The following is a 13,209-nucleotide window of genomic DNA, read 5'->3' on the forward strand; positions in this document are numbered from 1 at the left end:
GGCCCGGCGGCGGTGCGGGTAGCGCTACGGGCGGCGGCCCGGGTGGCGGCGGCGGGTTCCCCCGCGGCGGTGGCGGTGCCGGGGCCGGTGCGGGTACCGGTGCCCCTGGCGGCTCCGGGAATGCGACGGACCACGCCGGCGGCATGGGCGGCCGCATTACGTCGGCCGCGTCGGACTATACGAACGTCGAGCAGAGGATCTACGCCGCCCTGATGGCGCTGGCCCTACTGGCCGTCCTGTGGGCCACCTTCCGCGAACTCCGTAGCCGGAAGACGGCCGAGCCCGAGCCCCCCGCGATCGGCGACGCGCTGTCCGCGGAGTCCTAGGCAGTACGGGAGGCGTGGACGCCCCGCCGGTCCTGACCGGCGGGGCGTCCACATAAGAGGCCGCGCGAATAGGTGGGGTGGGTGAAGGAGCGGGGCGAGGGGCAAGTCTGGCAAGGCGGTGGGGGCACTCTCCCCCAGACTCCGTCCGGGGGGACCCCCACCAGCCTTCGGCCGGTGGGGGTGCCCCCGGCGAAGCCAGGGGGAGGACCCCCACCCAGCCGCCAGGCTGGGGGACGTCATCGACCGACGACAACGCCGCCAGGCGCCGCCCATCGGCACGCGACGCCGCCCCACCTATTCGCGCGGCCTCTAAATGCCTTTGCGAACAGCAGCCTTCGGGCCGTCAAATGGGTGGCTCGAACAGGGGGGCGCCATGAGCAGGCGACGGTACGTGGCCTGAGGCGTGCCGGGAGCGGCTACCGGATCTGGGACAACCGAGGGCGTCGATGGTGGGGCGAGCTGTACGAACTCTGCCCCGACGATCTTCTCCGGGAGCTGAACGGCGCGGCGGACAGCGACAGGATCACCGCCCTGCTCAAGCGGTACAGAGCCGAGAAGCGGTAGGCCGGGGCCCTGCCCCTTCTCTGAGCCATCAGGCGGGTGCACGCGGAGCGGGCTACGCACCTGCGCCCGGCGATTGCCGTCGCCGACGCACTCTGTGTGTGGCACGGCTCCGTGGAGCTGCCTCATCACCGACTGTGGGTGGACATCAACGGCTACGAAGACTGGACGTGCAAGGTCTGCCAGGATCCTCGGGACCTGCGCCAGTTGCTCGGCTTCGTGATGTACGCGATGCCCCGACATCACGCCCGCCGACTGCGCCGACTCGTGTCGCAATTGGACGAGGCCTATTGATCCGCTGAGGGCGTCGAAGGGAAGGGACGTACGCCGTGAAACTGCTCCTGCCGCTGCCCGACAGGGACTTCGACACGACGGAGGTCGCGGTGCCGTGGCGGCTGCTGACCGATCGGGGGCATACGGTCACCTTCGCCACCGAGGAGGGCGGGAGCGCTCCGGAGTGCGATCCGAGGCTGCTCACCGGTGTGCTGTTCGGGCGGCTCGGGGCGGAGCCGCAGGCGCGGGCGTTCTACGGGGAGCTCGTCGACGCGCCGGAGTTCCGGCGGCCGGTGAGCTGGCGCACGCTCGATGTGGGCGAGTACGACGGGCTGATTCTGCCCGGGGGGCACGCGCCCGGGATGCGGCAGTACCTCGGGTCGGCCGTGTTGCAGGAGAAGGTCGCGGGCTTCTGGGCGCTGGGGCGGCCGGTGGGGGCGATCTGTCACGGGGTGCTGGTGCTGGCCCGGACCGTGGATCCGGCGACGGGGCGGAGTGTGCTGTCGGACCGGCGCACGACGTGTCTGCCCAAGGGCATGGAGCGGGCGGCGTATTACGCCACGGCGTGGCGGCTGGGGCGGTACTACCGTACGTATCCGGCATACGTCGAGGACGAGGTCAGGGGCGCTCTGGCGGCGCCGGAGCAGTTCGAGCGGGGGCCGCGGTCGCTGGCGCGGGGGACGGCGACCGACCACTCGGAGGCCTTCGTCGTGGAGAACGGGAACTACGTGTCGGCGCGCTGGCCCGGGGACGCCTACCTCTTCACCGAGCGCTTCGACGCTCTTCTTACGCTGTGAAGTAAGGCTGGCGTTCCCGTGTTTGACACCTTGACGCCCCCTTATTTCACGAGTTAACTCACGGCGTGAACTAGGTCTGGACCTTTGTAAGAGCCTCTCTCCCCACCCCGTCACGACGGCCAGTCGCATGTGTCAGGCCCATGACACGGATGACACGCATGACACACGCCCAAGGTCCACCGCGCCCCCACCGCCGGCCGAAAGGCATCACCCCATGAGACACTCCCCCACCCCGCGCCCCCCACGCCGCCTGGTCGCCACGCTGCTCTCCGCCGCCATGGCCGCCGCACTGGCACTGATCGGCGGGACCCCCGCCCACGCCGCGGGCGAAGCGGTCAACGTCTGGCTCACCACCACCAATGACTCCGGCGGCCGCAATGTCACCCGCGGCCTCCAGCAGCAGACGCCCATAGCCTTCACCGCCGGCACCAGCGGCAGCGGGCAGAACGTCGTCGTCAACGAGAACACCAAGTACCAGCAGTTCAGCGGCGCCGGCGCGTCCTTCACCGACACCGCCGCCTACCTGATGAACAGCAGCGGCGCGCTCACCAGCGCGACCCGTACGGCCGTCATGCAGAAGCTCTTCGACCCGAGCTCGGGCATCGGGCTGAGCTTCCTGCGCAACCCGATGGGCGCCTCGGACCTGGCCCGCTACAGCTACACGTACGACGACGTGGCCGCCGGGGCGACCGACCCCAACCTGAACTCCTTCTCCATCAGCCACGACCTGGTCGACGTCCTCCCGCTGACCAAGCAGGCGAAGACGCTCAACCCGTCGCTGAAGGTCATGGGCACCCCGTGGACCGCCCCGTCGTGGATGAAGGACAACGGCTCGACCAGCCTGGGGTGGCTGCAATCGCAGTACTACGCCGCCTACGCCCAGTACTTTGTGAAGTACGTCCAGGCCTACGCCGCCCAGGGCGTGCCGATCGACTACGTCACCGCGCAGAACGAGCCCACCTGCTGCTCCGGCTACCCCTCCATGAACTGGAACGGCGCCGATCTCCAGTACTTCCTCAAGAACAACCTCCTGCCGGCGTTCCACTCCGCCAATCTCAGCACCAAGGTCCTCGCCCTGGACTGGAACTGGGACACCTACGCGTCGTACGGCGCCCCGACGGTCGACGACGCCACCATCCGCAACGACTCGCTGTTCGGCGGCATCGCCTGGCACGGCTACGGTGGTGACGTCACCCAGCAGACCACTGTGCACAACCAGTACCCGTCGACCGACGCGTTCGACACCGAGCACTCCGGCGGCACCTGGGTCGCGGACCAGCAGCGCGAGGACATGCTCAACATCATCGACTACACCCGCAACTGGGGTAAGTCGGTCGTCAAGTGGTCCCTCGCCGTCGACCAGAACATGGGTCCGCACAACGGCGGTTGTGGCACCTGCACCGGTCTGATCACCGTGCACAACGGCGACAGCCGCAGTGGCCAGGTCGACTACAACATCGAGTACTACGACATGGGCCAGCTGACGAAGTTCGTGAAGCCGGGCGCCTACCGCATCGACTCCACGGCCAACTCCACCGTCCCCAACGTCGCGTGGCAGAACCCGGACGGCTCCAAGGCTCTGGTCGCCTACAACGACTCCACCTCGGCGCAGAACCTGCACGTCGTCTGGGGCGGCCAGTCCTTCACGTACTCCGTGCCCGCCCACACCTCCGCCACCTTCACCTGGAGCGGCACCCAGAGCGGCAACACCGCACCCTCCGGCCCGATCACCGGCATCGCCGGCAAGTGCGCCGACGTCGCCGGCGCCGCCACCGCCAACGGCACCGCCATCCAGCTGTACGACTGCAACAGCAGCGCCGCCCAGAAGTGGACCGTCGCCTCCGACGGCTCCCTCCAGGCCCTCGGCAAGTGCATGGACCTCACCTCCGCCGGCACCGCCAACGGCACCCAGGTCCAGTTGTACGACTGCAACGGCACCGCCGCCCAGAAGTGGACCTACACCTCGGGCAACCTGGTGAACCCGGCGTCCGGCCGCTGCCTCGACGCCACCGGCGCCAGCTCCGCCAACGGCACCCGTCTGCAGATCTGGGACTGCACCGGCGCCTCCAACCAGAAGTGGACCGTACCGACCGCCTGACCGGCCCACACCGGGTGAACGAGCGTGCCGCCGAATGCGATTCGGCGGCACGCTCACTTCATCGGCCCGGGCTGAACTCCCGGACAAGCTGGGCGAGCCGCGCCGGCTGGTCCAGAGGGATGAGGGTGTAGGTGTCCTCGATTTCGACCAGCCGTCCGTGCGGGAGGAGTTCGGCGATGCGTCGGCCGTGCTCCGGTGGCATGACGCGGTCGCCACTCACCCAGACCACGAGGGCGGGACGGTCGAAGCTCGCCAGGCCTTCGGCCGCGGCAAGCGGAGGTCGGTGTCTGCCCCTGCGGCTCGCAGCATTCGTACGGCGTCGCGGCGGATCTCAGGCTGCTTCGGTCCACGACTCCGTTGACCGCGAGGTCGTCGGTGACACGGTCGAGGAGTTCCCGGCGCCTGTCCTCACCGCGCGGCGACCCTGCTGATCGCCGGTGGCCCGCTCCCCCTGGTGAGCCGTCGTCGGCAGAGGTGTTCACACCGACAGCTTCCCTGATCGCAGCGAGGAGCCGGGCCGACCGCTACAGATCCAGCTGGTACGTGATCGTGCGGTGCGTCGGCGCGTAGCCGAGGGCGTCGTTGATGCGGCGCATGTACGTGTTGCTGTCGGCGGTGTCGGTGAGGAGGCCGGTGAGGGCGGGGTGGTGGGTGCGGGCGTGGAGGATGGACTGGGCTTTGAGCCAGGCGGCGAGGCCGTGGCCGCGGTGGGCGGGGAGGACGGCGGTGCCGTAGTGCTGGGCATCGCCGGTGCCGTCGCCGGGGACGACGAGTTCGGTGAAGGCAACGATGGCGTCGGTGGGTTGGTGGAGGGCGGCGACGGTGTGGAGGTGGTCGCCGCGGTCGGCCACGGCCTGGGCGACGGCACGGAGGCGGGGGATGTCCCAGGTGACGGTGCCGAAGTCGGTGTCGTCCATGGGCATGTCGTCCATGGCGTGGCGGGAGTCGGCGTAGGTCTGGGCGAGGTGGTCGGGGACCGTGCCGTCCCAGGAGACAAGGTGGTAGCCGGGGTGGGGGCGGGCTACGGCGGCCGTGAGGGCGGCGATGTCGGCTTCGGCCAGGGCGAGTCGGGCGTACGTCAGGGTGAGGACCCTGCGGAAACCATGGCCGGGGAGGAAGTGGGCGCCGGGTGAGTCGGCGACGGCCTGGGCGATCACGCACCGCTTGCCGGCTTCGCGGGCGGCGGTGATGGCCGCGGTGAGGAGCTGGGTGCCGGTGCCGTGGCGGCGGTCGGCGGGGTGGACGGCGAGTTCGAGCTCGGCGAGGTGGTCCTGGCCGGGGCGGTCGAAGAGCCGCAGGAAGGCCGAGCCGACGGGGTGACCGGCGGGGTCGGCCGCGAGCCAGACCAGGCGGTCGGGGTGGGTCAGCGGGGTGAGGCGGATGGGCAAGGTGGCTCCGTCGTGAGGAGGTGGCGGGCGGGACTGGCGGGGCTGGCGTTGGGCGAGTCCGGGTGCTGCCGGACACTCCTGTGATCACTCCTGCGCATTGCTGCACACCTCCTTGTCGTACGTACGGGCCGGGCCCCGGGAAGATATCAGTTGCAGGGGCGTAGTCGTGGTGCTCGTATGGCGTAAGGGACCGCTGCTGGCCATCCTCGGGGTGATCTCCTCCCCCGGCACCCACCGATGGCTGGAGACGTACGCGGGCGAGATGTCCAACATCGCCCTGATGATCATCGCCTTCGGCTCGATGGCGATGCGCGTGCCCTTCACCATCCAAGTACGCCCGCGAGCAGGTCGCCCGCGAGTACTGGGACTCCCCGGCCTTCCTCCGCACGAACTACGTGATCACCGGCGTCTGGGGCCTCGCCTTCCTCGTCGCAGCGCTCGCGGGCGGTTACGGCGTCCTCGTACTGCACAGCCCGAACAACATCTGGACCGGCTGGATCATCCAGATCGCTGCGATCATCGGCGCCCTGCGCTTCACCAAGTGGTACCCGGAGGCCGTACGGGCCCGGGTCCGCACCGGCCGCCCGCCCTCGGAGCACCACGTCCGGAGCCTGCTGACCCCGCTGGCCGGCCGGCTCGTGCCCGTCGGCATCGTCGCCCTGATCTTCGACGGCGGCCCGGTGTGGCTCGGCATCGCCCTGATCGTGGTGGGGGTCATCGCCGTACGAGCCCTGCGCGCGCTGGCGAAGTAGCCGCGCCGGTCAGAGGGTTGGGATGGTGTCCGGCACGAGGCCGGCCTGGCGGAGCAGTCCGTAGAGGTCGGTCTCGCCCCAGAACTCGACGATCCTGCCGTCGGCGACGCGGCAGGACTTGATGCCGGTCATGGTGAGGTCCCGGACGTTCTGGCCGGCGCCGTGGATGAGGACGTCCTCGGCGACGAGTTCCTGGAGGTCCGCGACGCGGCATGTCTCGAAAACCCGCAGGTAGCGGCGGACGACGGCTTCTGGCGACTGCGGCTGAGTCTGGTCCGGCACAGGGGATCGGTAGTCCACGGATCGCCTACACATCCCGGTTCCATGTATCAGCGGATTCCAGCACATTGAGTGTCTTTGCGGCTTTTGTGGGCGCGGCGCGGTGTCCTACGCCGCGCTGGGATCGACGCTTACCGAGTCCAACCCGTGCAGGTGCTTCGGCGCCTGCGGTGACAGGAGATGGCTATGCGTGTATCCCGCTTCGCGGCTGCGCTCGGTGTGGCAGGGGCCCTGGTTCTCGGCGGCGCGGTGAGTGCAGAGGCCGCAACGCCGCGGACGGCGACGGCCGGTGCGTCTGCCCTGCACGACCACGACAACGACCGTGGCTACGGCTACGGCCACGACGGCCGGCACTGGGGTCGCAGCGACGACCGTCCCGGCGGCTGGTACCACCACGGCCGCCAGCACCGCCACCACTGGTACGGCCACCGCCACCACCGCGACGACTACCGCTGGAACGGCTACCACCACAACCGCTGACCTCTAGCCCGAAAACCAACGGGGGCGTCCTCCCTTCCCCGGGGAGGACGCCCCCTCAGGGTTTTAATCCCTCTCGGATCGCTCGGCGCGGTGCTAGCCAGCGTCCGGCGCTGTGACGACGACCAGGTATTTGATCGGCGGTGGCTGGGGCGAGGGTGCCTCCACCCGGGCCCGGGTGTCCGGGCTGAGCCGAGTGCATGTGGTGCGCGGCGGCGAAGTCCGGGCGTACGGCTCCGGCGAGTCCTTCGACGGGGAACCAGGGACGTAAGGTCGGGAGCATGGCTGCAGACGAGGGAAGCGTGCGGGTCGACAGCTGGATCTGGTCCGTACGCCTCACGAAGACCCGTTCGCTGGCCGCCGCGGCCTGCCGCGCCGGGCACGTCCGCGTCAACGGGGAGCGCGTGAAGCCTGCGCACGCGGTCGCCCCTGGGGACGAAGTGCGGCTCTACCACGCGGGCCGCGAGCGGATCGTGGTCGTCAAGGTCCTCGTACGCAAGCGGGTCGGCCCGCCGGTCGCCGCCGAGGCCTACCTCGACAACAGCCCGCCGCCCCCGCCTCGCGAGGAGGCCGTGGTCGTCGCCCACCGCGACCGTGGCGCGGGTCGCCCGACGAAGCGCGAGCGCCGCGACCTGGAGCGGCTGCGGGGCCGCGCGGAGTCATAGATCCGTCGGCAGAGGCTCTAGTCCTGCGCAGTGGCCCGAACAGCGCGGCCAGGCCGAGCGCCTCCTCGGCCTCACCTTGGACGGGCTGAGCACCGCCCACCAAGGGGCACCCGACGCGTAGCCGTGCGGGCGGGGCGGTGAGAGGGTGGTTACGGCAGCCGTATTTGCCCCGCTTTCTCCTGATAGGTAGCGATCACGATGGCTGAGCACCCGCACGCCGCACTCGTACGCAAGGGGTACGAGGCCATCTCGCGCGGTGACATGGACGCCGTGCGCGGACTGATGACCGGGGACTGCACGCACCACGTGCCGGGCGACCACCCTCTGGCCGGTGACTACAAGGGCGTTGACAACGTCCTGCGCTTCTACGGGCTGCTCTTCGCGGAGACCGACGGCTCGATGCGCGTCGAGGTTCGCGACCTGTTCGTCGACGGGCGCGGGCATGTCGTCGCGGTCCACCACCAGACCGCCAGCCGGCGCGGCAGGACGATCGACAAGAACGCCTGCATCGTCTTCCGTGTCGTCGGCGACAAGATCACCGATCTGGACGAGTGCTCACCGGACCTCGACGAGGACAACGCCTTCTGGGCGTGACCCCGACCCGACGGCCCAGGCTTTGCGTGCCCACCCCTCGTAAATACCCCTGGGGGGTATACTCTGGCATTATCGACAGGGAACCACACGCAAGGAGCGCACACGATGACCGTCACCTACACCGTCTCCGGCATGAGCTGCGGCCATTGCGAGTCCGCGGTCACCAAGGAGGTCTCTGCCCTCCCCGGCGTGACGGATACCAGGGCGGACGCGCAGACCGGCCTGCTGACCGTCGCGTCCGAGCAGCCGCTGGACGACGAGGCCGTCCGGACCGCCGTCGACGAGGCGGGCTATGAGTTGGTCGGCAGGACTGTCTGATGAGTTCCGTTGAGCTCGAGATCGGTGGGATGACCTGCGCGTCGTGCGCGGCCCGCATCGAGAAGAAGCTCAACCGGATGGACGGCGTCACCGCCACCGTCAACTACGCCACCGAGAAGGCGAAGGTGTCCTACGTCTCGTACGAGGACGGGGGCGCCGTCGCAGTCGGTGACCTGATCTCGACGGTCGAGGCGACGGGCTACACCGCAGCGCTCCCCGCGCCGCCGGCCACGGTGGAGGAAACGGCCGGAGCGGCGGCGGCCGAGCTGCTGCCGCTGGAGCAGCGGCTGCTGACCGCCGTCGTGCTCGCGATACCCGTGGTCGCGATGGCGATGGTCCCGGCCCTGCAGTTCCGCGGCTGGCAGTGGCTCTCGCTGATCCTGGCGACGCCCGTCGTCACGTACGCGGCCTGGCCCTTCCACAAGGCCACCTGGGCCAATCTGCGGCACGGCACCGCCACCATGGACACGCTCATCTCGGTGGGGACGCTGGCCGCTTTCGGCTGGTCGGTGTGGGCGCTGTTCTTCGGCGACGCGGGCACGCCGGGCATGAAGCACCCCTTCGAGCTGACCATCGAACGCGGCAACGGCAGCGCCAACCTCTACTTCGAGGTCGCGGCCGGGGTCACCTCCTTCATCCTCGCCGGGCGCTACTTCGAGGTCCGCAGCAAGCGCCGGGCGGGCGCGGCGCTGCGGGCGCTGATGGAGCTGGGCGCCAAGGACGTGGCGGTGCTGCGGGACGGAGAGGAAGTGCGCGTCCCTACGGGTGAGCTGGCGGTCGGCGACCTTTTCGTCGTACGGCCGGGCGAGAAGATCGCGACGGACGGTGTCGTACGGGAGGGATCCTCCGCCGTCGACGCGTCGATGCTGACCGGCGAGTCGGTGCCCGTCGAGATCGGGCCCGGCGACGCGGTCACCGGCGCCACGGTCAACGCCGGCGGGCGGATCGTGGTCGAGGCGACCCGCATCGGCGCGGACACGCAGCTCGCGCGGATGGCCCGGCTCGTGGAGGACGCGCAGAACGGCAAGGCCACCGCGCAGCGGCTCGCGGACCGTATCTCGGCGGTCTTCGTGCCGGTGGTGATCGGGCTCGCCATCGCGACCCTGGGGTGGTGGTGGCTGGTCGAGGGGGCCGGCGCCGCGTCGGCCTTCACGGCCGCCGTCGCCGTGCTGATCATCGCCTGCCCGTGCGCACTGGGCCTGGCAACGCCTACGGCGTTGATGGTAGGCACCGGGCGGGGGGCCCAGCTAGGCATCCTCATCAAGGGCCCGGAAGTCCTGGAAACCACCCAAAAGGTGGACACCATCGTGCTCGACAAGACCGGCACGGTGACGACCGGCGCGATGTCACTGATCTCCGTTCACCTCGCCGAGGGCGAGGACGAAGCAGAGGTCCTACGACTCGCCGGTGCCCTGGAACACGCCTCCGAGCACCCGATCGCCCGGGCGGTCGTCGTCGCCGCCGCCGGCGACACGCTTCCGGCGCCCGAGGACTTCACGGCGGTGCCGGGCCTGGGCGTACGAGGTGTTGTGGACGGCCACGCGGTGGTCGTGGGCCGCGAAAAGCTGCTGGCCGAGCCGCTCTCCGGCAAGCTCGGCATCGCCTGGACCGAGGCGGAGGAAACCGGCCGCACCTCGATCGCCGTCGGCTGGGACGGCGAAGCCCGGGCCGTGCTCGTCGTCTCCGACGCGGTCAAGCCGAGCAGCGCGGAGGCGGTCCGGATGCTGCGTGGGCTGGGGCTGCGGCCTTTCCTGCTCACCGGGGACAACGCGGCCGTCGCCGGGTCCGTCGCCGCCGAGGTCGGCATCCCTGCGGCTGACGTCATCGCCGGCGTCATGCCCGAGGACAAGGTCGCCGTCATCCGCCGCCTCCAGGCCGCAGGCCGCCACGTCGCCATGGTCGGCGACGGGGTCAACGACGCCGCCGCCCTCGCCCAGGCCGACCTCGGCCTCGCCATGGGCACCGGCACCGACGCCGCCATCGCCGCCGCCGACCTCACCCTCGTCCGCGGCGACCTCCGCGTCGCCGCCGACGCCATCCGCCTCTCCCGCCGCACCCTCGCCACCATCAAGGGCAACCTCTTCTGGGCCTTCGGCTACAACGTCGTCGCCCTCCCCCTCGCCGCTGCCGGTCTCCTCAACCCGATGATCGCCGGCGCCGCGATGGCCTTCTCCTCCGTCTTCGTCGTCGGCAACTCCCTGCGGCTCCGGCGCTTCGCGCCGACGGCGGTGTAGTTGGGGCGTGCGCCCGGTGCGCCGTCCGCGCTTCCTCCCTTTTGCGCCTCTCGCGCCGCTTCGCGGACGGGGACCCCGGCGCGGAGGCCGCTGCCGTGATCGGGGCGGCGGCCGCCCGGCTGAGCGGCTGGCTGGGGGACGTACGGGTCACGCCCCGCTTCCGTACGCCGCTGGAGCGCGAGCTCTCGGCCTGAACGCGGACCGGGACCGGCTGTCCCATCGCACCTGTGGGACAGCCGGTCGGAACGGCCTACGAGATCCGGGTCAGCTTCGTGTCGAAGCCCGGCTCGGCCAGGTCGGACTGGAGGGCGACCGGGACCTTGACCTCACTGCTGCCGTTGCCGACGGTGAGGGTGCCCACGGTGGTGCCGGACGTGGCCTTGTGCGGGATGCCGGAGGTGTCGGCGGCGAGCGAGATGCCGACCTTGAGCCCGGACCACCCGGCGGCGGTCACGTCCTTGGTGGTGACGACGGCGGTGTGGCCGCCGAGTCCGTCGTCCACGTAACCGACGACCTCGCCCTTCTTGATGATCGTGTCGGCCTTCAGCGCGCCCTGGGTGGCCCGAATCAGATCCTGGCTCTTGTTGAGCACGGTGGTGATGATCGGCGACACGTACTGGCCCAGCGTGGCGCCGATGATGAGCCGCTCGGTGCCGCCCACCTTCTTCGTGGCGGCGAAGAGCAGGTTGCCACCGGCCTTGGTGCTGGTGCCGGTCTTGATGCCGACCACGCCGTTGTAGCCCGCGAGCTGGTTCCAGTTCTTGTGCTTGGTGCCGGCGCTGTCGGTGTACTCGATCTTGGTGGCGATCTCCTGGAAGACCGCGCTGCTCTGCATGGCCTTCCTGCCCAGCTTGACCTGGTCCCTTGCCGTACTGACCGTGGTGGCCTGCAGACCGCTGGGGTCGGTGTACGTCGTGTTGGTCATGCCGAGTTCCTTGGCGGCCGCGTTCATCTTCGCGACGAACGCCGACTCCGAGCCGGCATCCCAGCGGGCGAGCAGCCGCGCGACGTTGTTCGCCGACGCGAGCAGCACGGCCTCCAGGGCCTCGTACTCGGTGAGTTGCTGCCCCTGCGTGACCTTCACGACGGACTCGGATCCGGCCAGACCGCTCTTGTACTGGTCGGCCGCCTTCTGGTCGACAGTGATGGTCTCGCCCTTGGCGCCGGTCTTGATCGGGTGGTCGCGGAGGATGACGTACGCCGTCATGACCTTGGCGACGCTCGCGATCGGGACCGGCTTCTCCTGGCCGTACGACCCGAGCGTGCCCATCCCCTCGACCTCGACGACGGCCTGACCCTCCGTCGGCCAGGGCAGCGAGGGCGTGCTGCCGCTGAAGGTGTAGGCCGAGGCGGCGGTGAGCTTCAGCTGCGGGTCGGGCAGCGGGCGCACTGCCTGGACCGCGCCGAAGACGATGACCAGGAGCAGCACCAGCGGCGTCCAGATCTTGAACCGCCGCGCCACGGTCCGCAGCGGAGTCTCCGGCGGCGGGGGCGTGTTGGTGAGCTCGGCGAGCAGCTTCAGCGACTCCTCGGGGGTGGGCGGCAGCGGCATCTGCTTCGTACTCTCGCGAGGCGCGCTCGGCGTCTCGTCGGTCACCAGAGGTACGAAGGTGCCCACCGGCCCGGCCGGCCCGGTCGGCGGCTTAGGCGGAAGAGGCTTGGGCGTGACCGGCTTCGTCGTGATGGGCGTGGCCGACAGCGGCGTGACCGGCTTGGCCTCGGGCAGGGCGATGCTCGCCCGCATCTCCGCAACCGTGTTGGCCGCCAGTACGAGGGTGCCCTCACGCGGCTGCGGCTCGGCCTCGGGAGCCTCGGGTTTGCCCTCGGCTGCCTCGGGCTTGTCCTCGGCCGCCTCGCCCGGCGCTTCGTCCGCCGCCTCATCCGCCGTCTCCTCGGCGGTTTCCTCCGCCGCCGCGGCTTCGGATTCCGATACGGATTCCGCTTCGGAATCCGTATCGCCGCCGGACTCCTTGTCCGCCTCGGTTACGTCATCCGTCGCATCCGAAGTACGCCCCTCGCCCCGCGCCTTCGGGTCGGCGGGGGCCTCGGCGTCAAGATCTTCACGATCTGTTACCGAATCGTTATTCACGGCCCCGGAGGAACCTTCCGCCTCTTCCGCCCCACGGAATGCGGCGAGCCTCGGATCCTCCGTCCTGCGCTCGGTCGCCTCCCCCGACGACTCCTGCTGCTCCGCCCTGCCGGGGGACTCGCCCGCCACGCAGACCTCCTCCACACGTCAGGCGGGCCGTCTCCGCGACGGCCCGCTCCACCCATACACCAGTGTCCAGCCCCGGACTGAGAAGCCTCTGAGAGACCCGCCGGAACCTCTGCGATGTGTCCACGACACCCCCGCCCGGGGGGGGAGACGAGAACGACATATGAGTCGGTTCCCGCACGAACGGGCAAGGCGCTCTCGACAGGTTGCTGTGAGAGGCGTCACCCTGTCT

The 13,209-nt window shown here is 70.2% G+C and carries 17 protein-coding genes; 12 read left to right on the plus strand and 5 right to left on the minus strand.

Annotated features, from left to right (window positions below; genetic code table 11):
- Positions 1–143 precede the first annotated feature (143 nt).
- The 4 genes from EFK10_RS09480 to EFK10_RS09500 all read left to right on the plus strand — a co-directional run bounded on the left by EFK10_RS09480 (position 144) and on the right by EFK10_RS09500 (position 4,055).
- Positions 144–326, plus strand: coding sequence for a hypothetical protein (locus EFK10_RS09480; RefSeq protein ID WP_127355289.1), 183 nt, complete (start codon positions 144–146; stop codon positions 324–326).
- A 702-nt stretch (positions 327–1,028) separates the two neighbouring features.
- A complete protein-coding gene (locus EFK10_RS09490) occupies positions 1,029–1,181 on the plus strand; it encodes a hypothetical protein (protein WP_164835899.1) in 153 nt (50 codons plus the stop codon).
- 35 nt (positions 1,182–1,216) lie between these two features.
- Positions 1,217–1,957: a type 1 glutamine amidotransferase domain-containing protein gene (locus EFK10_RS09495; protein WP_127355291.1), complete on the plus strand. Its 741-nt coding sequence runs from the start codon at positions 1,217–1,219 to the stop codon at positions 1,955–1,957.
- Between the two features lie 214 nt (positions 1,958–2,171).
- The gene (locus EFK10_RS09500; protein ID WP_127355292.1) at positions 2,172–4,055 is read left to right on the plus strand and encodes a ricin-type beta-trefoil lectin domain protein; all 1,884 of its coding nucleotides are present in this window, start codon (positions 2,172–2,174) and stop codon (positions 4,053–4,055) included.
- Positions 4,056–4,113: 58 nt separating this feature from the next.
- Here EFK10_RS09500 and EFK10_RS09505 read toward each other — a convergent pair whose 3' ends face one another.
- The 3 genes from EFK10_RS09505 to EFK10_RS09520 all read right to left on the minus strand — a co-directional run bounded on the left by EFK10_RS09505 (position 4,114) and on the right by EFK10_RS09520 (position 5,770).
- The gene (locus tag EFK10_RS09505) at positions 4,114–4,275 is read right to left on the minus strand and encodes an alpha/beta fold hydrolase (protein WP_407647039.1); all 162 of its coding nucleotides are present in this window, start codon (positions 4,273–4,275) and stop codon (positions 4,114–4,116) included.
- 304 nt (positions 4,276–4,579) lie between these two features.
- The gene (locus EFK10_RS09515; protein ID WP_127355293.1) at positions 4,580–5,443 is read right to left on the minus strand and encodes a GNAT family N-acetyltransferase; all 864 of its coding nucleotides are present in this window, start codon (positions 5,441–5,443) and stop codon (positions 4,580–4,582) included.
- A gap of 84 nt (positions 5,444–5,527) precedes the next feature.
- Complete coding sequence (locus EFK10_RS09520) at positions 5,528–5,770, minus strand: hypothetical protein (RefSeq protein ID WP_127355294.1); 243 nt, start codon at positions 5,768–5,770, stop codon at positions 5,528–5,530.
- 68 nt (positions 5,771–5,838) lie between these two features.
- Between EFK10_RS09520 and EFK10_RS09525 the strand changes: the two genes are divergently transcribed.
- Entirely contained in the window at positions 5,839–6,195 is a 357-nt protein-coding gene (locus EFK10_RS09525) for a hypothetical protein (RefSeq protein WP_127355295.1), read from the plus strand.
- A 9-nt stretch (positions 6,196–6,204) separates the two neighbouring features.
- Here the strand turns inward: EFK10_RS09525 and EFK10_RS09530 are convergent, their stop codons facing one another.
- Entirely contained in the window at positions 6,205–6,477 is a 273-nt protein-coding gene (locus tag EFK10_RS09530; protein ID WP_206305382.1) for a nuclear transport factor 2 family protein, read from the minus strand.
- A 183-nt stretch (positions 6,478–6,660) separates the two neighbouring features.
- Here EFK10_RS09530 and EFK10_RS09535 point away from each other — a divergent pair, with 183 nt between their 5' ends.
- From EFK10_RS09535 to EFK10_RS09560, 7 genes are all read left to right on the plus strand, one after another.
- The gene (locus tag EFK10_RS09535; RefSeq protein ID WP_127355297.1) at positions 6,661–6,954 is read left to right on the plus strand and encodes a hypothetical protein; all 294 of its coding nucleotides are present in this window, start codon (positions 6,661–6,663) and stop codon (positions 6,952–6,954) included.
- A 112-nt stretch (positions 6,955–7,066) separates the two neighbouring features.
- A complete protein-coding gene (locus EFK10_RS47180) occupies positions 7,067–7,222 on the plus strand; it encodes a hypothetical protein (protein ID WP_164835900.1) in 156 nt (51 codons plus the stop codon).
- A 10-nt stretch (positions 7,223–7,232) separates the two neighbouring features.
- Positions 7,233–7,616, plus strand: a complete 384-nt coding sequence (locus EFK10_RS09540) for an RNA-binding S4 domain-containing protein (RefSeq protein WP_127355298.1) — start codon at positions 7,233–7,235, stop codon at positions 7,614–7,616.
- A gap of 198 nt (positions 7,617–7,814) precedes the next feature.
- A complete protein-coding gene (locus EFK10_RS09545) occupies positions 7,815–8,210 on the plus strand; it encodes a nuclear transport factor 2 family protein (protein WP_127355299.1) in 396 nt (131 codons plus the stop codon).
- Positions 8,211–8,315: 105 nt separating this feature from the next.
- The gene (locus EFK10_RS09550; RefSeq protein WP_127355300.1) at positions 8,316–8,528 is read left to right on the plus strand and encodes a heavy-metal-associated domain-containing protein; all 213 of its coding nucleotides are present in this window, start codon (positions 8,316–8,318) and stop codon (positions 8,526–8,528) included.
- Positions 8,528–10,762: a heavy metal translocating P-type ATPase gene (locus EFK10_RS09555; protein WP_127355301.1), complete on the plus strand. Its 2,235-nt coding sequence runs from the start codon at positions 8,528–8,530 to the stop codon at positions 10,760–10,762. The genes EFK10_RS09550 and EFK10_RS09555 overlap by 1 nt, the downstream gene beginning before the upstream one ends.
- Before the next feature lie 41 nt (positions 10,763–10,803).
- Positions 10,804–10,956, plus strand: a complete 153-nt coding sequence (locus tag EFK10_RS09560) for a hypothetical protein (protein WP_407647040.1) — start codon at positions 10,804–10,806, stop codon at positions 10,954–10,956.
- Between the two features lie 56 nt (positions 10,957–11,012).
- Here the strand turns inward: EFK10_RS09560 and EFK10_RS09565 are convergent, their stop codons facing one another.
- Positions 11,013–12,980, minus strand: coding sequence for a D-alanyl-D-alanine carboxypeptidase family protein (locus EFK10_RS09565; RefSeq protein WP_240677103.1), 1,968 nt, complete (start codon positions 12,978–12,980; stop codon positions 11,013–11,015).
- Between the last annotated feature and the right edge of the window lie 229 nt (positions 12,981–13,209).

Origin of the sequence: Streptomyces soli, from assembly GCF_003999195.1 — a bacterium.
In the GTDB taxonomy this organism is placed as follows: domain Bacteria; phylum Actinomycetota; class Actinomycetes; order Streptomycetales; family Streptomycetaceae; genus Actinacidiphila; species Actinacidiphila soli.